We start from the raw sequence: 15,699 nt of genomic DNA on the forward strand, positions 1-15,699 counted from the left end.
AGCCACAGAAAAGGCCACGCGACGAGCATAGGCCGGTCCAACGCCGTCAAGCTTTGTACGTGACCACCGCGAGCGGACGGCGATAGCGTTCTTGCCGTCGGATAGCAGACCGGCCAGGCGATACGGGTTAACCGCTATCGCCTGGCCGAATCGCTATCGCGAGCGGGACGCGAAGACTGTGCGGCAACGCCCGGCACCCCCGGGAGGAAAGTGCCAACCGGCTAACCGGAACTTAGCTCAGGCGGGCGTAGCTCTCCCACTTGTGGGCCTGGTGCTCGCCGTCAACCACACGGATGGTGCCCGACTTCGAGCGCATCACGATCGACTGGGTAAGCACCTTGCCGCCGGAGTAGCGGACGCCGCGCACCAGGTCGCCGTCGGTGATGCCGGTCGCTGCGAAGTAGCAGTTGTCGCTGGTGACCAGGTCATTGGTGGAGAGAACGCGCTCAAGGTCGTGGCCGGCGTCGAGCGCTTTCTGCTTCTCTTCATCGCTGGTGGGCCACAACCGGCCCTGGATCACACCGCCAAGGGACTTGATGGCACACGCAGCAACGATGCCCTCCGGTGTGCCGCCAATGCCCATGAGCGCGTCGATGTCAGTGCCTTCACGGGCAGCCGCGATTGCTCCAGCGACGTCGCCGTCCATCAGGAACCGGGTGCGGGCACCGGCGTCGCGGATCTCCTGTACCAGCGGACGGTGACGGTCGCGGTCAAGGATCATGACGTTGATCTGGTTGACCTTTTTGCCCTTGGCCTTGGCAATCAGGTGCAGGTTCTGCTTCACGGGTAGGCGAAGGTCAACCATGTCCGCAGCTTCGGGACCGGTGACCAGCTTCTCCATGTAGAAGACGGCTGACGGATCAAACATGGTGCCGCGCTCAGCTACAGCCAGAACGGCGAGCGCATTGTTGATGCCCAGCGCCGTCAGGCGGGTGCCGTCGATCGGGTCCACCGCGACATCGCACTCGGGGCCACTGCCGTCGCCGACCCGCTCACCGTTGTAGAGCATCGGCGCTTCGTCCTTTTCGCCCTCACCGATGACCACAACGCCGTTGAAGTGGACGGTCGAGAGGAGCGAGCGCATGGCGTCAACGGCAGCGCCGTCAGCCTTGTTCTTGTCGCCGAAACCGACCCAGTGTCCGCCGGCAATGGCTGCGGCTTCGGTAACACGCACCAACTCCAGGGCGAGGTTGCGGTCCGGCTCGTCATCCCCCACTGCGAGAGCCGGGGAAAGGGTGGAATACTGCGCGTTCTTTGCGGTGTCGGACACGTTTACCTCATCGTTGAATTAGCGGTTCCTCTTCGGCAATCATAGTGCGGCTCTGCGCTGCGGCCATTTTCGTGACGGATGCGGCGTGAGGGACAATGGAGGAGTGAGCAATACCCAGGAAAACCAGCAGGAGGCACCGGCAACCCCGGTACTCACGGCCAAGCAGGCAAAGCGCGCCAACGCGTCATCCATCGGCATGTTCATCGCCACCGCCGTCACCCTTGCACTGGTGCTCTTCGTGGTCCTGCTCAACCCAACGCACACGGCCGAGACCTACACGCGGGACATCGACGTCGCTACCGTAGCCTCCCAGGCGGAAGACGCCGCCGGTTACGAGCCGGCCGCCGCTGTTCTCCCGGACGGTTGGACCTCCAACTACGCACGTTGGACGGGATCCGCATCCGACGGCGTCGCTTTCTGGGAAGTGGGCTATCTCACCCCCGACCGCGAGTTCATCCAGGTCACACAGACCAACAACTCCAACCCCACCTGGTTCTCCCAGCGCCTTGAGGACGCGCAGCCTTCGGGACAACGCGTGATCGACGGCGTCACGTGGGAACTGCTGGACAGCACCTCCGGCGATGTCTTCCTCACTACCGAACAGGACGGCTTCACGCTCATCCTGAACGGGACCGCGGATCTGGCGCAGTTCGACGTTCTCGGCAGCGCAGTGCTTGAGGACCTGAGCTAGCCCTCAACGTAAAGTCACCAACCAGGTTCCGAAGCGCAATAGCAGTAGAGTAAAGCCGTGACCAAGCAACTGACTCCCGCTGAAGCCTGGCAGAAACTGCGTGATGGAAATGCACGGTTCATTTCCTCGTCGTCGTCCCACCCCAACCAGGATGCGTCCCGCCGCACGTCGCTGGTGAACACCCAGGATCCCTTTGCCGTCATCTTCGGCTGCTCGGATTCCCGCCTGGCTGCCGAGATCATTTTCGACGTCGGACTCGGAGATATTTTTGTGGTCCGGACGGCAGGACAGGTGATCGACGACGCCGTCCTCGGCTCGCTTGAATACGGTGTGGGCGTCCTCAATGTGCCGCTGATTGTTGTCCTTGGACATGACTCCTGCGGCGCTGTCACCGCAACGGCGAACGCCATTGACTCCGGCACCATGCCCGTAGGCTTCCTCCGCGACCTCGTTGAACGCATCACTCCCTCGGTGCTCACCTCACGGCGCAACGGAGATCACGAGATCAACGACGCCGTGGAAGAACATATCCGGCAAACCGCACAGCGCCTGGTTGACTCGTCGCGCGTCATCGCGAGCGCCGTCGAAAAGGGGTCCACCGCCGTCGTCGGCGTCACCTATCATCTGGATGAAGGCAAGGCCGACCTCGTTTCGGAACTGGGCGCCCTCTGATTTGTGGGGCTCAGCGCCACAGGCGAGAATTGGCGCATGACAATTGATTCCCAGGACAACGTCGATTACCGCATTGAACACGACACCATGGGCGAGGTTCGGGTTCCTGCCAACGCCCTCTACCGCGCGCAGACGCAGCGTGCCGTAGAGAACTTCCCGATCTCCGGCAAGACGCTGGAGCGGACGCACATCGAAGCCCTGGCACGGATCAAGAAAGCGGCAGCAACTGCCAATGCCGAGCTGGGTGTGCTCGATGACGAGCTCGCACGCGCCATCGAAGCCGCAGCGGACCAGGTTGCGTCAGGAAAGTACGACGGCGACTTCCCCATCGATGTGTTCCAGACCGGATCCGGCACCTCGTCGAACATGAACACCAACGAGGTACTGGCCGAACTCGCAACCCGCGCATTGAAGGACGGCGGAAGCGACAAGGTGGTGCACCCCAATGACCACGTGAACGCGTCACAGTCCTCCAACGACGTCTTCCCGACCTCCGTCCACGTCGCCGCAACCTCGGCACTGATCAATGACCTGATCCCGGCGCTTGAGTACCTGGCGGAGTCGCTTGAGCGGAAGGCGGAGGAGTTCAAGGGCGTCGTGAAGTCGGGCCGCACACACCTCATGGACGCCACCCCGGTCACGCTCGGACAGGAATTCGGCGGCTACGCCGCGCAGGTCCGCTACGGCGTCGAACGCATCAACGCTTCGCTCCCCCGGGTTGCCGAGGTGCCACTGGGAGGCACTGCCGTCGGAACCGGCATCAATACCCCGGCCGGTTTCTCTGCCCGTGTGATCGAACTGCTCGCCCAGGACACCGGCTTGCCGCTCACCGAAGCCCGCAACCACTTCGAGGCGCAGGCCAACCGGGACGGGCTCGTGGAGGCGTCCGGTCAACTGCGGAACATCGCTTACTCGTTCATGAAGATCAACAATGATCTGCGCTGGATGGGCTCAGGACCGAACACCGGGCTCGGCGAGATCGCCATCCCCGACCTGCAGCCGGGCTCCTCCATCATGCCGGGCAAGGTCAACCCGGTGATCTGCGAGGCAGCCATCATGGTCGCAGCCCAGGTGATCGGCAATGACACCACCATTGCGCTGTCCTCGACCAACGGTGCATTCGAGCTCAACGTCGGTATTCCCGTGATGGCCGCCAACCTGCTCGAGTCCACCCGCCTGCTCGCCAACACCAGCCGGGTGATGGCAGACAAGATGATCGACGGACTCACCGCCAATGAAGAACGTGCACGCTTCCTCGCGGAAGCATCGCCGTCGATCGTGACGCCGCTGAACAAGTACATCGGCTATGAGAACGCGGCGAAAATTGCCAAGAAGGCCGTGGCCGAGGGGCTCACAGTCCGGGAGGCCGTCGTCGCGCTCGGGTATGTGGATCGCGGTGAGCTGACGGAAGCGCAGCTGGACGAGGCACTCGACGTGCTGTCCATGACGCGCCCGCCGCAGTAAGCACGCGCACACCAAAGTAACCAGCATAAAAAAGCGAGGGTCCCTCATGGATGGAAATCCATGAGGGACCCTCGCTTTTCAGGTTCCCGAACGCCCGTGAGGGGTTAGCGGGGCGGGCCCACCACCTTGAGGCGATCCCAACCCAGCAGCTCATCCCCCGAGGTGTGCACCACCAGACGGTTGTCTCCCGGCCGGGTGTTCTCCGGCGTCGTCACGGTGACTGCGCCGTCGTTGACCAGGTGCCACCCAAGCGAAATCTCACCGAGGTAGACGTGCACCCATCCCTCTGCAGCCAGGTTCGAAATCACAACCTCTGAAGCTCCACGGGGGAACTTCTGTTTCGCCAGGCCCAGATCCAGCTGGTTTTCGTCGGTCAGCGAGTCCTTCACCGGAGCGTCCGGCGTGAAGGACGGCTTGACGAACTCGCCGGGAGCCGGCTCCTCACCGGTGTACGCGATGCTCGGCGCCTTCGGCTGCTCCATACCCTCGCCCAGGAAGTACGAGGTGTGCGGAGGCTGGTTGTAGGCGGTGTTCTGCCAGGCAACCCCAAGGCGGTAGACCGGATCGGACTGCAGGGTGCGCAGCCGGTGGTTCGTGACGTTCACCGTGGTGGCGATGCGCAGGGCGGTCGAATCGTCGGTACGGGTGACGATCTCCTCGCGCCAGTCACCGAACAGGTCCGCCTGGAGAGCCGGCGTGCCCTTGGTGTCGTTGTTCGTCAGCGTTCCCTCAGCACGGTAGAGCACGTCCTCGGAACTGGTTTCGACGTTCCACTTCGAGATGGTAGGCACGCCGGTCCGGGTTTCTTCGGTCCAGTCGTGGTCGGTGATTTCCCGCAGGAGGTCTCCGTCCCACCAGGTGAGGAAGTTCGCTGCCGGAATCTGCTCGGAAATCAGTTCGCCGTCGCTTGCGCGCAGCTGACCCACCGGTGAGTTCCAGGCGGCGTCGCCGCCGACAGCCCAACCTTCAGCACCTGGGTGCCGCGGGTCAATGTCCGCCATGGCCGCTCGTCCGGTGTCCCGGGTTGCCGGAATGGACCAAAGCACTTCACCGGTCGCGGCGTCACGGAAGGTAGCACCCTTGTTGCCGGAAGCACCCATGTCCTCGTGTGCCGCGAAGACCTCGAGTCCTTCCCGCGCCGGATCGAAGTCCGAAACGTGGAGTGAATCGCCGTGGCCGAGGCCGGTGTTGTAGAGCGCCCTGCCGTCGTCGTCTATGGTCATGGACCCGAAGATGATCTCGTCCTTCTGGTCATTGTCGACGTCCGCCACCGAGAACTGGTGGTTGCCCTGACCCCTGTACTCGTCGCCAGACTCGTTCGAGTCGAAGGTCCACCGTGAGGTGAGTGATGTGCCGTCGAAGTCATAGGCTGCAATCACCGTGCGCGTGTAGTAGCCGCGGCTGAAGACCAGGCTCGGCTTCTCGCCGTCCAGGTAGGCCACTCCGGCCAGGAACCGGTCAACGCGGTTGCCGTAGCCGTCGCCCCACGCACCAACATCTCCACGGGCCGGGATGTAGTCGGCGGTGTCTACCGCCGCACCCGTTGCTCCGGAGAAGACCGTCAAGAATTCGGGACCATCCAGCACATACCCGCCGGAGTTACGGTAGTCGGCACGGGCATCGCCAATGACTGCACCCGTGCCGTCGACCGTTCCGTCAGCCGTCTTCAGCGTGACTTCGGCTGTGCCGTCGCCGTCGAGGTCAAAGACCTGGAACTGCGTGTAGTGGGCGCCGGCACGGATGTTCTTGCCGAGGTCGATGCGCCAGAGGCGGGTACCGTCCAGCTCATAGGCATCCACATAGACATTGCCCGTGTAGCCGCCCTTCGAGTTGTCCTGGGAGTTGGTCGGATCCCACTTGAGCACGATCTCGTACTGGCCGTCACCGTCCAGGTCACCGATCGATGCGTCGTTGGCACGGTAGCTGTAGGGCTGGCCGTCCTTGGTGTAGGCATCGGCCGGCTTGTCCAGCGGAATGTCCAGGGTCTGGGAATCCCACACCGTGAAGTCCTCCGTGGCCCAGCGCTCGGTGCCGTTCACCACGGTGCTGATGCGGTAGGTCGCATCAGCAGCACCCTCGGCGTCGAGCAGGTTGGTGCTGGAGACGACCGGTTCGGTGGTGATCCGCTCACCGTCGCGGTAGACGTGGAATCCGATTTCCTCGGGATCCAGGCCGAGCATGCGCCACCCAACGTAGACCCCCTCTTCGGAAGCAACGGCTACCGGCGATCGGTCAAGGCGCTCTGCCTGCCGTACCAGCGTGGTCACGGCCGGGGAGGTGACGGTCTCGGACTTTTCCGACACGCCGCCGGCATTGACGGCTGCCACTGCATAGACGTACTCAACAGTGGTCAGAACGTCGGTGTCCGTGTAGGTGGGCTTATCGGCCCGGCCGATGAGTTCGAACTCACCGACAGAACCGTCAGCCAGCGGATCGGCCCGGAACACCTGGTAGAAGAGAGCACCTTCCGAGGGCTTCCAATTGAGCGTTACGTCGTTCTTGTTCACGTCACCGAGCGCCAGTCCGGTGGGAACCGGCGCCTTTGCTACGTCCGGGTCCACCGTAGTGAGCTCGAGCGCGTTCGACGGAACCGATTCTGCTCCCGCAGCATCCAGCGCAACAACGGTGTAGGTGTACTCAAGGCCGATATCAGCGGTGGTGTCCACGAAGGACGTTCCATCGACATCGCCGAGCGCCTCCGCTTCAGTAGCTCCAGCGGACTGGCGGTATACACGGTAGCCAGCGGCGTCGTCGTTCCCTGTCCAGCTCAGCGAAACGGCAACGTCGCTGCCATCGATTTGAACGTCGTCGGCCGCCAGCTCATTCGGCGCCAGCAGCAACGGAGTGATTTCCAGACCGTTGAACCAGCCTCCGGCCTTGATGTTGATCTGGCCGTCCGTCACCAGTACGGGCTGCAGAATCCTGTCCGCAATGGTGCCGCGACCGGCGTTGGAGGAACCATAGTCCTTGCCCTCCGACTGAAGTGCCAACCGCCCGCTACCGAGCGGGTCACCGTAGTACGCCTTGAGCGCATAGGAGCCGTTGGGAACATCGATGACGAGCTCGTGCTTTGCCGCGTCCGGCAGCAGGAAGTCCCGCTGGAGCGCGGTGGGTACGGGATCGAACCCGGTACCGCGATCACGACCGCTGAGACCCTCAGTAGACAGGAAGCCGTAGCCGATTTCCGGTGTGTAGAGGCTCGTATTGTCCAGCGCGGTATAGCCGTCCATGACGGGGTTGCCGGCAAGCTGCAGATCGAACTTGTACAGCGGCGCCTTGGTGGTGATGCGGACAGCGTCCGACGGCGCCGAGTCACCTCGCCCGTTCACTGCGGCAACACGGAGGTCGTAGGACACCCCTTCCTTAAGACCCGTTACGTTGGCAAGCGGGACTGTGGAGGTGGTGACCAGAGCGTACGCATCATCTCCGGCGTCGGCCTTCTTCGCAAAGACCTTATAGATGTCAGCGCCCTCGACCGCATCCCAGGTGAGCTGTGCACCGGCGTTCGAGATACTGCCGGCAACCAGCCCCGCCGGCGCTGCAGGCACTTCGGCGGGCGGCTCTGCCGCTTCAACCTCGGCGGCGAGCGGGATGTCCAGCTTGGCGACGTCGGACGCAACCAGCCGGGCCATCTGGATGGCCCCGTACTCCTGGAAGTGCGTGTCATCAGTGGTTCCGTTCGGCCGGCCCGGGTAGACACCGGCCGGAACGTGCAGGAACACCGACTTCGCCGCTTCCGGACCGATCTCGGTCAAGTAGGCCCGGCTCGAGGCGGAGAGGTCAACCAGCGGGGTTCCCGTGTCCGCCGCGATACGCGTTGCTGCGTCCACGTACTCCGGAAAGGACACGTTGGCCTCGCCCGTCTCGGTGTTGTAGGAACGGCGGGAGACCGGCGTCACGATGACCGGCGTTGCACCGCGCTGGGTGGCTCCGTCCACGAAAGTACGCAGGTACTCGTAGTAGTCGCCCGGAGCGGCCCAGCGGTCATCCACGCCGTAGCTGTTGTCGTTATGGCCAAACTGGACGAAGAGGTAGTCGCCCGGCTTGATGTTGAGCAGCACCTCGTCGAGGCGGCCCTGGCTGATGAAGTTCTTGGAACTGCGCCCGCCGATGGCCTTGTTCTCGACCGTCACCTCATCCGAGAGGAAGCGGTCGATCATCTGGCCCCAACCGGCCTGCGGCGCGTAACCGGAGGTGTAGGTCTGGACGGTGGAGTCGCCGGTGATCCAGGCGGTCGGCTGCGGGCCGGCCTCCAGTGGAGTCTGCCGGGTCAGCACCAGCGAATTCAGGTTCGCTGCGGTCCCTGCGAACTCGAGGTTCAGCTGGCCATCCACCACTGCGATGTCGAAGGCCATTTCGAGGTACTCACCGGCCGCCTTCGCGGTCGGCTGCACCTTGGCCATCTGCTCGGCCGTGATCGCGATATCGGTTGCGCCCTCGGTGTCACCGGCAATCAGGTTGGCCGTGTAGTTGCCATTCGGCAGGTCAACCACAAGTTCGGTGTCGCCGACGGTGACGAAGTCGGAGCGCGTGGCGTCCTCCGTACCGCGGTCGGTGGCGGAAACCTGGGACACGTCTACGAAGCCTGCGCGTTTCTCTGCGGTGTAGGCCGTCGTTTCATCGATCCGGACGGCGCCCGGCGCGGTTTCTCCGTTGCCCAGATCCAGCGACAGCACGCCGTCCCCGGGAAGCGCCGGTGCGTCGGTGCTCAGACTGGAGGCAGCCGCGGCCGACGACGGCGAGAGACCGTCAGCGCCGCGCGCCTGCACCTTGTAGTAGTGAACCTTCGTCGTGTCGACGGGGTCGGTCAGGTAAACAGTCCGCTCACCGGTTTCCGCAACCTTCGTGTAGGGACCGTCGACTGCGTCAGCCCGGGAGACAACGTAGGCCGTGGCTCCGCTGACTTCATTCCAGCGCAGGGTCACCGCCTCGGATGTTACATGGGACATACGCACGGACTGCGGCGCGGCCAGGGTTGAGACCGGCTCTTCCGGCTCGGGTTCAGGTTCAGGTGCTGGTGTTGCTTCAACCTCCGTGATGACGACGCCGTTGACGTAGGCGCCGGCTCCTTCGCCGGTGAAATCCATGGTGAGCTGACCATCTTCAACGGTGGTCTGCCACGTTTGCTCAGCTACGGAGCGGCGCGCCTGGATGGTTCCGGCTGCCGTGCCTTCGAGCGCGACAGTTGTATTGGTGGTGCCACCGTTGACGAGCTGATCGCCTGAGATGACCCGAACACTGTAGGAGCCGTTCGGGACATCGGCGACGAAGCCCCAGGCGGTTGCGAGCACAAAGTCATTCGCGACCGGGTCCGGGACAGTTGGGGTCCGAAGCCGTGAGATGGGATTAACTCCGTTGACCGGAACGATGCCGTAGCCGGCTTCCGCCGAGTAGCGGTTACTTTCAGCGACTCCGATCCAGCCCTCCCCGACGGGGCTGTCGCTGGTACCGAAGTCGAATGAGCGGGTCAGCGGCTCCTCTGCCGCCAGGGCAGGCGTCGTCGCTGTACAGAGACCGACAATGGCGGCCCCTGCTATCAGGGCGCGCGCAGAATGCGGACGCGAATTTTCGAGGGTCATGGCATCACACCTTTTAGTTCGACAGTGAAATATCGGTGGTTCTCGGGCCGCCCGAGAGATGCCCTGCGCACTACAGAGGCACGGGCAATGAAACGATTCACGGAGACCAATGAAAATCAGCCTAACCGTGAGAGCGGTCACATTCAAGAGTTCAGGCAATATTCAGGAAAGCGTTTCCCCAATGTGACCTGCGAACTTAGTTGCACTTAGGTGTTGATAGTGCAAAAATACACTTCGTGAGTAATAGTGCAGAAAACGACGACGGCGGCCTCCGCGAGCGCAAACGGCGCGCCACCCGCGCGTCCATCTGCAGCGTCGCCCGCGAGCTGACGGCTTCGTCGGGTCTCTCCGGCTTCACCGTTGAGGAGCTGTGCGAGCGAGTTGGAATCTCACGCCGGACCTTCTTCAACTACTTCCCCTCCAAAGAGGATGCGGTGCTCGGCCATGACGAGGACGCGCACTTCCCCGAGGATCTCGTCGCCGAGTTCCTCGCCAGCGCCAAGAAGGAACCGCTGCTCGAGGCACTGCGGACGTATGCACGGCGCTCCGGCGAGAGCCTCGCCCTCACCCGTGAGGAGTTCGCCCAACTGCACGCGGTTATGCAGCGAGAACCTGAGATCCTTGCCCGGTTCTTCGGCGAATCCATCGAACGCGAACGCGAGTTCGCCGCACTGATCGCCCGCCGCGAAGGGATGGCGCCGAACGATCCCCGGGCAGTTCTCTCAGCCCATGTGGTGCGCCACATCGCGTGGGTCTCGATGCACGAGTTCCTCTCCGCCGAATCGCCTCAGAACTACCGGGACATCCTCGACACCAACATCGACGCCGCCGGTTACCTGTTCCGGTAGCCGCAGCCCTCCAGCACTAAGCCCCCCAGCACTAAGCACCACCCAAGCCTCCGAAGGACAACCATGAGTTCGGCTACCGCCACCACCGGGCCCCTGCTGCTGACGCAGCGGCGGATCTGGATCATCTTCTCCGCCCTGATTGCGGGGATGCTGCTATCCAGCCTCGACCAGACAATCGTCTCCACCGCCATGCCGACCATCGTCGGCGAGCTCGGCGGCGTTGAGCACCAGACCTGGATCACCACGGCGTACCTGCTCGCCACCACCATCGTCATGCCCATCTACGGCAAGTTCGGCGACGTGCTCGGGCGCAGGAACCTCTTCCTCTTCGCAATCGCGCTGTTCACGATCGCCTCCATCGGCTGCGCCTTCGCCACCGACTTCTGGGCGTTCGTCATCTTCCGCGCCATCCAGGGCCTGGGCGGCGGCGGCCTTATGATCCTCTCGCAGGCAATCATCGCGGACATCGTTCCCGCCAACGAGCGAGGAAAGTACATGGGCCCGCTCGGCGGCATCTTCGGCCTCTCCGCTGTGGCCGGACCGCTCCTCGGCGGCTACTTCGTTGACCACCTGACCTGGCAATGGGCGTTCTACATCAATATCCCGATCGGTATCGCCGCGTTCCTCGTCGCGTGGTTCACCCTCACTCTGCCCAGCAGGAAGTCCAGCCGGAAGATCGATCTGCCCGGCGTCCTACTCCTCTCCATCGCCACCACCTGCCTCATCTTCTTCACCGACTTCGGAGCAGATTCAGAGCACGGCTGGGGCTCCTCCCTCACCTGGGCCTTCGGGATCGGCATGGTGCTCGCGGCGGCCGGCTTCATTATGGCCGAACGCCGCGCCGAGGATCCGATCATCCCGCTCGGACTCTTCCGCAACCGGGTCTTCGTCAACAGCACCGCCATCGGCCTGACCCTTGGCCTCGGCATGTTCGCCGCACTGGCCTTCGTGCCGACGTTCCTGCAGATGTCTTCCGGCACGTCCGCCGCGGCATCGGGCCTGCTGATGCTGCCCATGATGGTGGGCCTGATGGGCACGTCCATCTACTCCGGTATTGCCATCTCCCGCACCGGAAAGTACAAGCTGTACCCAATTCTGGGCACCTCGCTCACCATCGCCGCCCTGGTCTGGATGACCACCCTCACCGCCGCCACCCCGGTCTGGGTCATCTGCGTGCAGCTGTTCTTCTTCGGCGCAGGACTGGGCCTGATCATGCAGGTGATCGTCCTCGTCGTCCAGAACGCCGTTCCCGCCACAATGATCGGCACCGCTACGAGCACCAACAACTACTTCCGTGAAGTAGGTGCCTCCCTCGGGGTTGCGGTCTTCGGTGCGATCTTCACGAGCCGGCTCACTGAATCACTGACGACGGCGTTTGCCGGCTTCGGTGCCTCCGCGGAGCAGGCCGATCAGTCGGCTGCGACCCTAAGCCCTGCCGCGCTGGCCCAGCTGCCCGAACCGTTGCAGGATGCCGTCGTCGAGGCCTATGCCCAGTCGCTCGCGCCGGTGTTCTGGTACCTTGTGCCGTTCCTGGTGATCGCATTGATTCTCGCGATCACGCTGAAGGAGATCCCGCTGTCCGAGACCTCCGGCATGGTCGCCCGCGGTGAAGCCGTCGGCGGGGAGGAAGCCGAGCGGATGGAACGCGAACTCGCCGCAGCCCGGAACGGTGCAGCCAAGAGCAACGGGACCCCCGAGCAGTAGCGCGCAATCAGCGCACGAAGTCGGGAACACCCGTCGAGTAGCGTGCATTCTCGGCGTGCTTGCGGTGAAGCGGGTTCAGCTCCGGAAGGTCATCGAGTGAGAACCACCGCACGTCCATGGACTCGTCGTCATTCACGCGCGCCTCACCGGAAAGGTACCGGCATCGGAACACCAGGCTCAGGAACCTGCAGACGTCGGAATTCGGGAAAATCACCGGCCCGACGACGTCGACACTCACCAGGTGCTCAACCTCCACTGACACGCCGGTCTCCTCCTCCACCTCACGGACAATGGCCGGGGCGGGCTCTTCGCCCGGCTCAATCATCCCGGTGATGAGGGTCCACTGGCCGGTGTCGGCTCGGCGTCCGAGCAGGACGCGGCCGTCGTCGTCATACACCACCGCCGCTGCTCCGGGAAGCCACAGCGGATCATGGCCGATCTTGGAACGCAGGTCCTGGACGAACTCGGGGATAGGCATATTCCTCAGCCTAGTGCGAGGACCAGCCCTGCCCCGACGATCATGAACGGCCCGAACGGGATGGCCGTCTTGGCGTTACCTCTCCGGCTGATGATGAGGAGAACACCCCACAGTCCGCCGAGGAGGAAGGCCGCGAAGGTACCCCACAGCAGGAAGGACCAACCCACAAAGCCGAGATACAGGCCCAGCACCCCGGCAAGCTTCACATCACCGAAGCCCATACCGGCCGGGTAGATCAGGCGCAGGATGAAGTAGAACACCCACAGCACAGCCGCCCCGCCGGCAAGGGACACCAGCCGGCCCCAGTCCTGTGCCGCGAGCGCCGCAGCTATGAGCAGTACACCGGCCGCCGGGTAGGAGGGAAAGATGATCCGGTTGGGAAGCCGGTGGGTTTGGATATCGATGACGCTGAGCCAGATCCCGATCACCGCGAGCAGCGCCAGCGCAAGGGCGCACAGCCAGAACGCCACGGGTGCGGTGTCCCAGTACTCCCCCATCAGCGCCAGCATCTGCCTACCGTAACCGAATCCGGCGCCGGGAACTCAAACGCCTGGCTTACACTGTGGATATGTCCGCCTCAAGCGGTTTAAACCCGGCGAGCCTCTTCCGATCCCTCTGCCGTTCCTCGCCGTGGCGCTGGGAAACGGTTCGGTTCTCCGTGTCCTGGATCAGCACCGACGGGGAGTCGGATCCGCTGCGCGCCTGGGTACGCCGGCCGCAGGCGCTAAGGGTTGAAACGGCTGCGGGAGCCCTCCTCCACAGCAGCACCGGCAACGAGCATTCCCGAGACTCCTTCTACGTCAGTGGGAGCAAGAGTTCCTGGCTCGTTGCCCCGAACCTCGTCAGCCCGGTCTACAACGAAACCGGGTACGTCCACCGCCGCCCCAAAGCCGCCTACGGAGAACCGGCGTTCGGTGACCCGCGGTGGTCTGCCATGCTTGACCCCGTGGAACTTGCGGGGGACGCTCCGGTGCCGTATGAGACGCCGTTCGCCAACCGGGTTGAACTCGAGGACATCAGCGAAGACGTCCACGAGGGCCGCCGTGTTCTCGCCGCCACCGCCACCCCGAACATCTCCTACCAGCCATTCACGCCGGGCCGCCCGCTCATTGGAACAGGCCGAACCCGCGTGCTGGTGGACGTCGCCACAGCAATCTGCGTCTCAACAACAGCACTCGACGGCGACCTCGCAGGCTGCGGCCACCGGCTGGCCATCAGCGGAGTGGATGAGTACATGGTTGATGATTTGTTCACCGACGCCCCACCCACGCTCACCGACGTGCGCGACCACATTCCGTGGCAGGTCGGCTGACCCGCCACGGAACGCAAGCCCTAGATTTCGGCACCCTCCAGCAGGTCCGTCACCAGTGCGGCGATCGGCGAGCGCTCGGAACGCGTCAGCGTGATGTGACCGAACAACGGGTGCCCCTTGAGCGTCTCGACGACGGCGGCAATGCCGTCATGCCGGCCCACCCGCAGATTGTCCCGCTGCGCCACGTCATGGGTGAGCACGATTTTGGAGTTCTGCCCGATCCTGCTCATCACCGTAAGGAGCACGTTCTTCTCGAGCGACTGCGCCTCGTCCACGATCACAAAGGAATCATGGAGGGACCGGCCGCGGATATGGGTGAGCGGCAGGACCTCCAGCATCCCGCGGTCCATGACTTCCTCCACTACCTCCTGCGAGACCAGCGCCCCGAGGGTATCGAAGACCGCCTGCGCCCAGGGGTTCATTTTCTCGCTCTCGCCGCCCGGCAGGTAGCCGAGTTCCTGGCCGCCCACCGCGTACAGCGGCCGGAACACCACTACCTTGCGGTGCTCCTGCCGCTCAAGGACAGCTTCGAGTCCGGCACACAGCGCCAGTGCCGACTTTCCGGTGCCGGCACGCCCGCCGAGGGATACGATGCCTACCTCTGGATCCATCAGCAGGTCAATTGCGAGCCGCTGTTCGGCGGACCGGCCATGCAGCCCGAAGACGTCGCGGTCCCCCCGGACCAGCCGCACCTGCTTGTCGGCGCCCACCCGGCCAAGGGCTGAACCCTTCCCGGAGTGGAGGATGACCCCGGTGTTTGCGGGCAGTTCCGCGGCGTCCGGCAGGAAGACGGGCTCATGCGCATAGAGGGTGTCGACGTCGTCGTCCAGGGTGTCCAGCTCCGCAACTCCCGTCCAGCCGGAATCCTTGACGAGCTCATTGCGGTACTCATCCGCCTGCAGCCCCATCGCGGAGGCCTTCACGCGCATCGGCAGGTCCTTGGACACCACCGTGACGTTGCGGCCCTCGTCCGAGAGGTTCTTGGCCACGGCCAGGATCCGGGAGTCATTGTCGCCGCTGCGGAAGCCGACCGGCAGCACCTCGGTGGACACGTGATTGAGTTCCACCCGGAGCGTACCGCCATCGGTTCCCAGCGGAATAGCCTGGTTCAGCCCGTTGTGCTGCACCCTCAGCTCATCCAGGAGCCGCAGGGCCTTGCGTGCGAAGAAGCCCAGCTCGGGATCGTGGCGTTTGCCTTCGAGTTCGGTGATCACCACGATCGGCAGGATCACCTCATGTTCCGCGAAGCGTGTGATCGCCCGCGGATCCGACAGCAGTACCGAGGTATCCAGGACGTAGCTGCGGCTGCCGAGACTCTCGACAGCAGAAAGGCCCGCCGCTGCGAGGAGTTGTTCGTCCTGCGCCGCCGGGCGGGCCTTGGTGTTGCTGGGCGTATCGGTTGCGGATCGCTGGGTTGTGCGAGATGTGGCCACTTCAACTCCACTTCCCCGGGCGAGGAACGCCCGAGAATAATCTAGGGCTTGGGTGAGGCGGGCCGGCCAGAAGGCCGCGCGCGGCCTCCCCTTTTCAGAACCGGTGCTGGTGAGCACGGTGCCTGCATAGGTGGCCTCCCCGAACAGCCGGCGGGTGCCTGCTGTTGCAACAGACATTACGCCCGCGAACGACGACGGCGGCACCGGCAATGCGTGCGTGTCGCGTGAATTTTGGGTGACGGAATGCG

Annotated in this window: 11 protein-coding genes; 6 read left to right on the top strand and 5 right to left on the bottom strand. The window is 63.9% G+C overall.

Going from position 1 to position 15,699, the window contains the following annotated elements; all coding sequences use genetic code 11:
• Window positions 1–232: 232 nt before the first annotated feature.
• Window positions 233–1,270 carry a class II fructose-bisphosphatase gene (glpX, locus tag ASH00_RS12325; protein ID WP_056548853.1) on the bottom strand — a complete coding sequence of 346 codons (1,038 nt, stop codon included), beginning with the start codon at window positions 1,268–1,270 and terminating at the stop codon, window positions 233–235.
• 103 nt (window positions 1,271–1,373) lie between these two features.
• On the opposite strand from glpX, the gene ASH00_RS12330 reads away from it, so the two are divergent.
• From ASH00_RS12330 to ASH00_RS12340, 3 genes are read left to right on the top strand one after another with little or no spacing between them, the layout of a single operon-like run.
• Entirely contained in the window at window positions 1,374–1,961 is a 588-nt protein-coding gene (locus ASH00_RS12330; protein WP_056548855.1) for a DUF4245 domain-containing protein, read from the top strand.
• Window positions 1,962–2,018: 57 nt separating this feature from the next.
• A complete protein-coding gene (locus tag ASH00_RS12335; RefSeq protein ID WP_056548856.1) occupies window positions 2,019–2,633 on the top strand; it encodes a carbonic anhydrase in 615 nt (204 codons plus the stop codon).
• A 36-nt stretch (window positions 2,634–2,669) separates the two neighbouring features.
• On the top strand, window positions 2,670–4,097 hold the full coding sequence (locus ASH00_RS12340; RefSeq protein ID WP_082566142.1) for a class II fumarate hydratase: 1,428 nt from the start codon (window positions 2,670–2,672) through the stop codon (window positions 4,095–4,097).
• Between the two features lie 104 nt (window positions 4,098–4,201).
• Here the strand turns inward: ASH00_RS12340 and ASH00_RS17175 are convergent, their stop codons facing one another.
• On the bottom strand, window positions 4,202–9,676 hold the full coding sequence (locus ASH00_RS17175) for a rhamnogalacturonan lyase family protein (RefSeq protein ID WP_056548858.1): 5,475 nt from the start codon (window positions 9,674–9,676) through the stop codon (window positions 4,202–4,204).
• A 236-nt stretch (window positions 9,677–9,912) separates the two neighbouring features.
• Between ASH00_RS17175 and ASH00_RS12350 the strand changes: the two genes are divergently transcribed.
• Both ASH00_RS12350 and ASH00_RS12355 read left to right on the top strand, forming a co-directional pair.
• Window positions 9,913–10,524: a TetR/AcrR family transcriptional regulator gene (locus tag ASH00_RS12350; RefSeq protein ID WP_056548860.1), complete on the top strand. Its 612-nt coding sequence runs from the start codon at window positions 9,913–9,915 to the stop codon at window positions 10,522–10,524.
• A 63-nt stretch (window positions 10,525–10,587) separates the two neighbouring features.
• Entirely contained in the window at window positions 10,588–12,228 is a 1,641-nt protein-coding gene (locus ASH00_RS12355) for an MDR family MFS transporter (RefSeq protein WP_056548861.1), read from the top strand.
• A gap of 7 nt (window positions 12,229–12,235) precedes the next feature.
• Here the strand turns inward: ASH00_RS12355 and ASH00_RS12360 are convergent, their stop codons facing one another.
• On the bottom strand, window positions 12,236–12,706 hold the full coding sequence (locus ASH00_RS12360; RefSeq protein ID WP_056548863.1) for an NUDIX hydrolase: 471 nt from the start codon (window positions 12,704–12,706) through the stop codon (window positions 12,236–12,238).
• A 5-nt stretch (window positions 12,707–12,711) separates the two neighbouring features.
• Window positions 12,712–13,215 (bottom strand): prepilin peptidase, encoded by a 504-nt coding sequence (locus ASH00_RS12365; RefSeq protein ID WP_056548864.1) that lies wholly within the window; start codon window positions 13,213–13,215, stop codon window positions 12,712–12,714.
• Between the two features lie 59 nt (window positions 13,216–13,274).
• On the opposite strand from ASH00_RS12365, the gene ASH00_RS12370 reads away from it, so the two are divergent.
• The gene (locus tag ASH00_RS12370) at window positions 13,275–14,018 is read left to right on the top strand and encodes a hypothetical protein (protein ID WP_056548865.1); all 744 of its coding nucleotides are present in this window, start codon (window positions 13,275–13,277) and stop codon (window positions 14,016–14,018) included.
• A gap of 20 nt (window positions 14,019–14,038) precedes the next feature.
• On the opposite strand, the gene ASH00_RS12375 is transcribed toward ASH00_RS12370, so the two are convergent.
• On the bottom strand, window positions 14,039–15,451 hold the full coding sequence (locus ASH00_RS12375) for a PhoH family protein (RefSeq protein ID WP_442854356.1): 1,413 nt from the start codon (window positions 15,449–15,451) through the stop codon (window positions 14,039–14,041).
• Between the last annotated feature and the right edge of the window lie 248 nt (window positions 15,452–15,699).

The organism is Arthrobacter sp. Soil782, assembly GCF_001428435.1.
Taxonomy (GTDB): Bacteria; Actinomycetota; Actinomycetes; order Actinomycetales; family Micrococcaceae; genus Arthrobacter_D; species Arthrobacter_D parietis.

Excerpts from the sequence above, each read along its gene's own strand:
- ASH00_RS12340 (WP_082566142.1), top strand. The coding sequence starts at position 2,670 with ATGACAATTGATTCCCAGGACAACGTCGATTACCGCATTGAACACGAC.
- ASH00_RS17175 (WP_056548858.1), bottom strand. The coding sequence starts at position 9,676 with ATGACCCTCGAAAATTCGCGTCCGCATTCTGCGCGCGCCCTGATAGCA.
- ASH00_RS12355 (WP_056548861.1), top strand. The coding sequence starts at position 10,588 with ATGAGTTCGGCTACCGCCACCACCGGGCCCCTGCTGCTGACGCAGCGG.
- ASH00_RS12360 (WP_056548863.1), bottom strand. The coding sequence starts at position 12,706 with ATGCCTATCCCCGAGTTCGTCCAGGACCTGCGTTCCAAGATCGGCCAT.
- ASH00_RS12365 (WP_056548864.1), bottom strand. The coding sequence starts at position 13,215 with ATGCTGGCGCTGATGGGGGAGTACTGGGACACCGCACCCGTGGCGTTC.
- ASH00_RS12370 (WP_056548865.1), top strand. The coding sequence starts at position 13,275 with ATGTCCGCCTCAAGCGGTTTAAACCCGGCGAGCCTCTTCCGATCCCTC.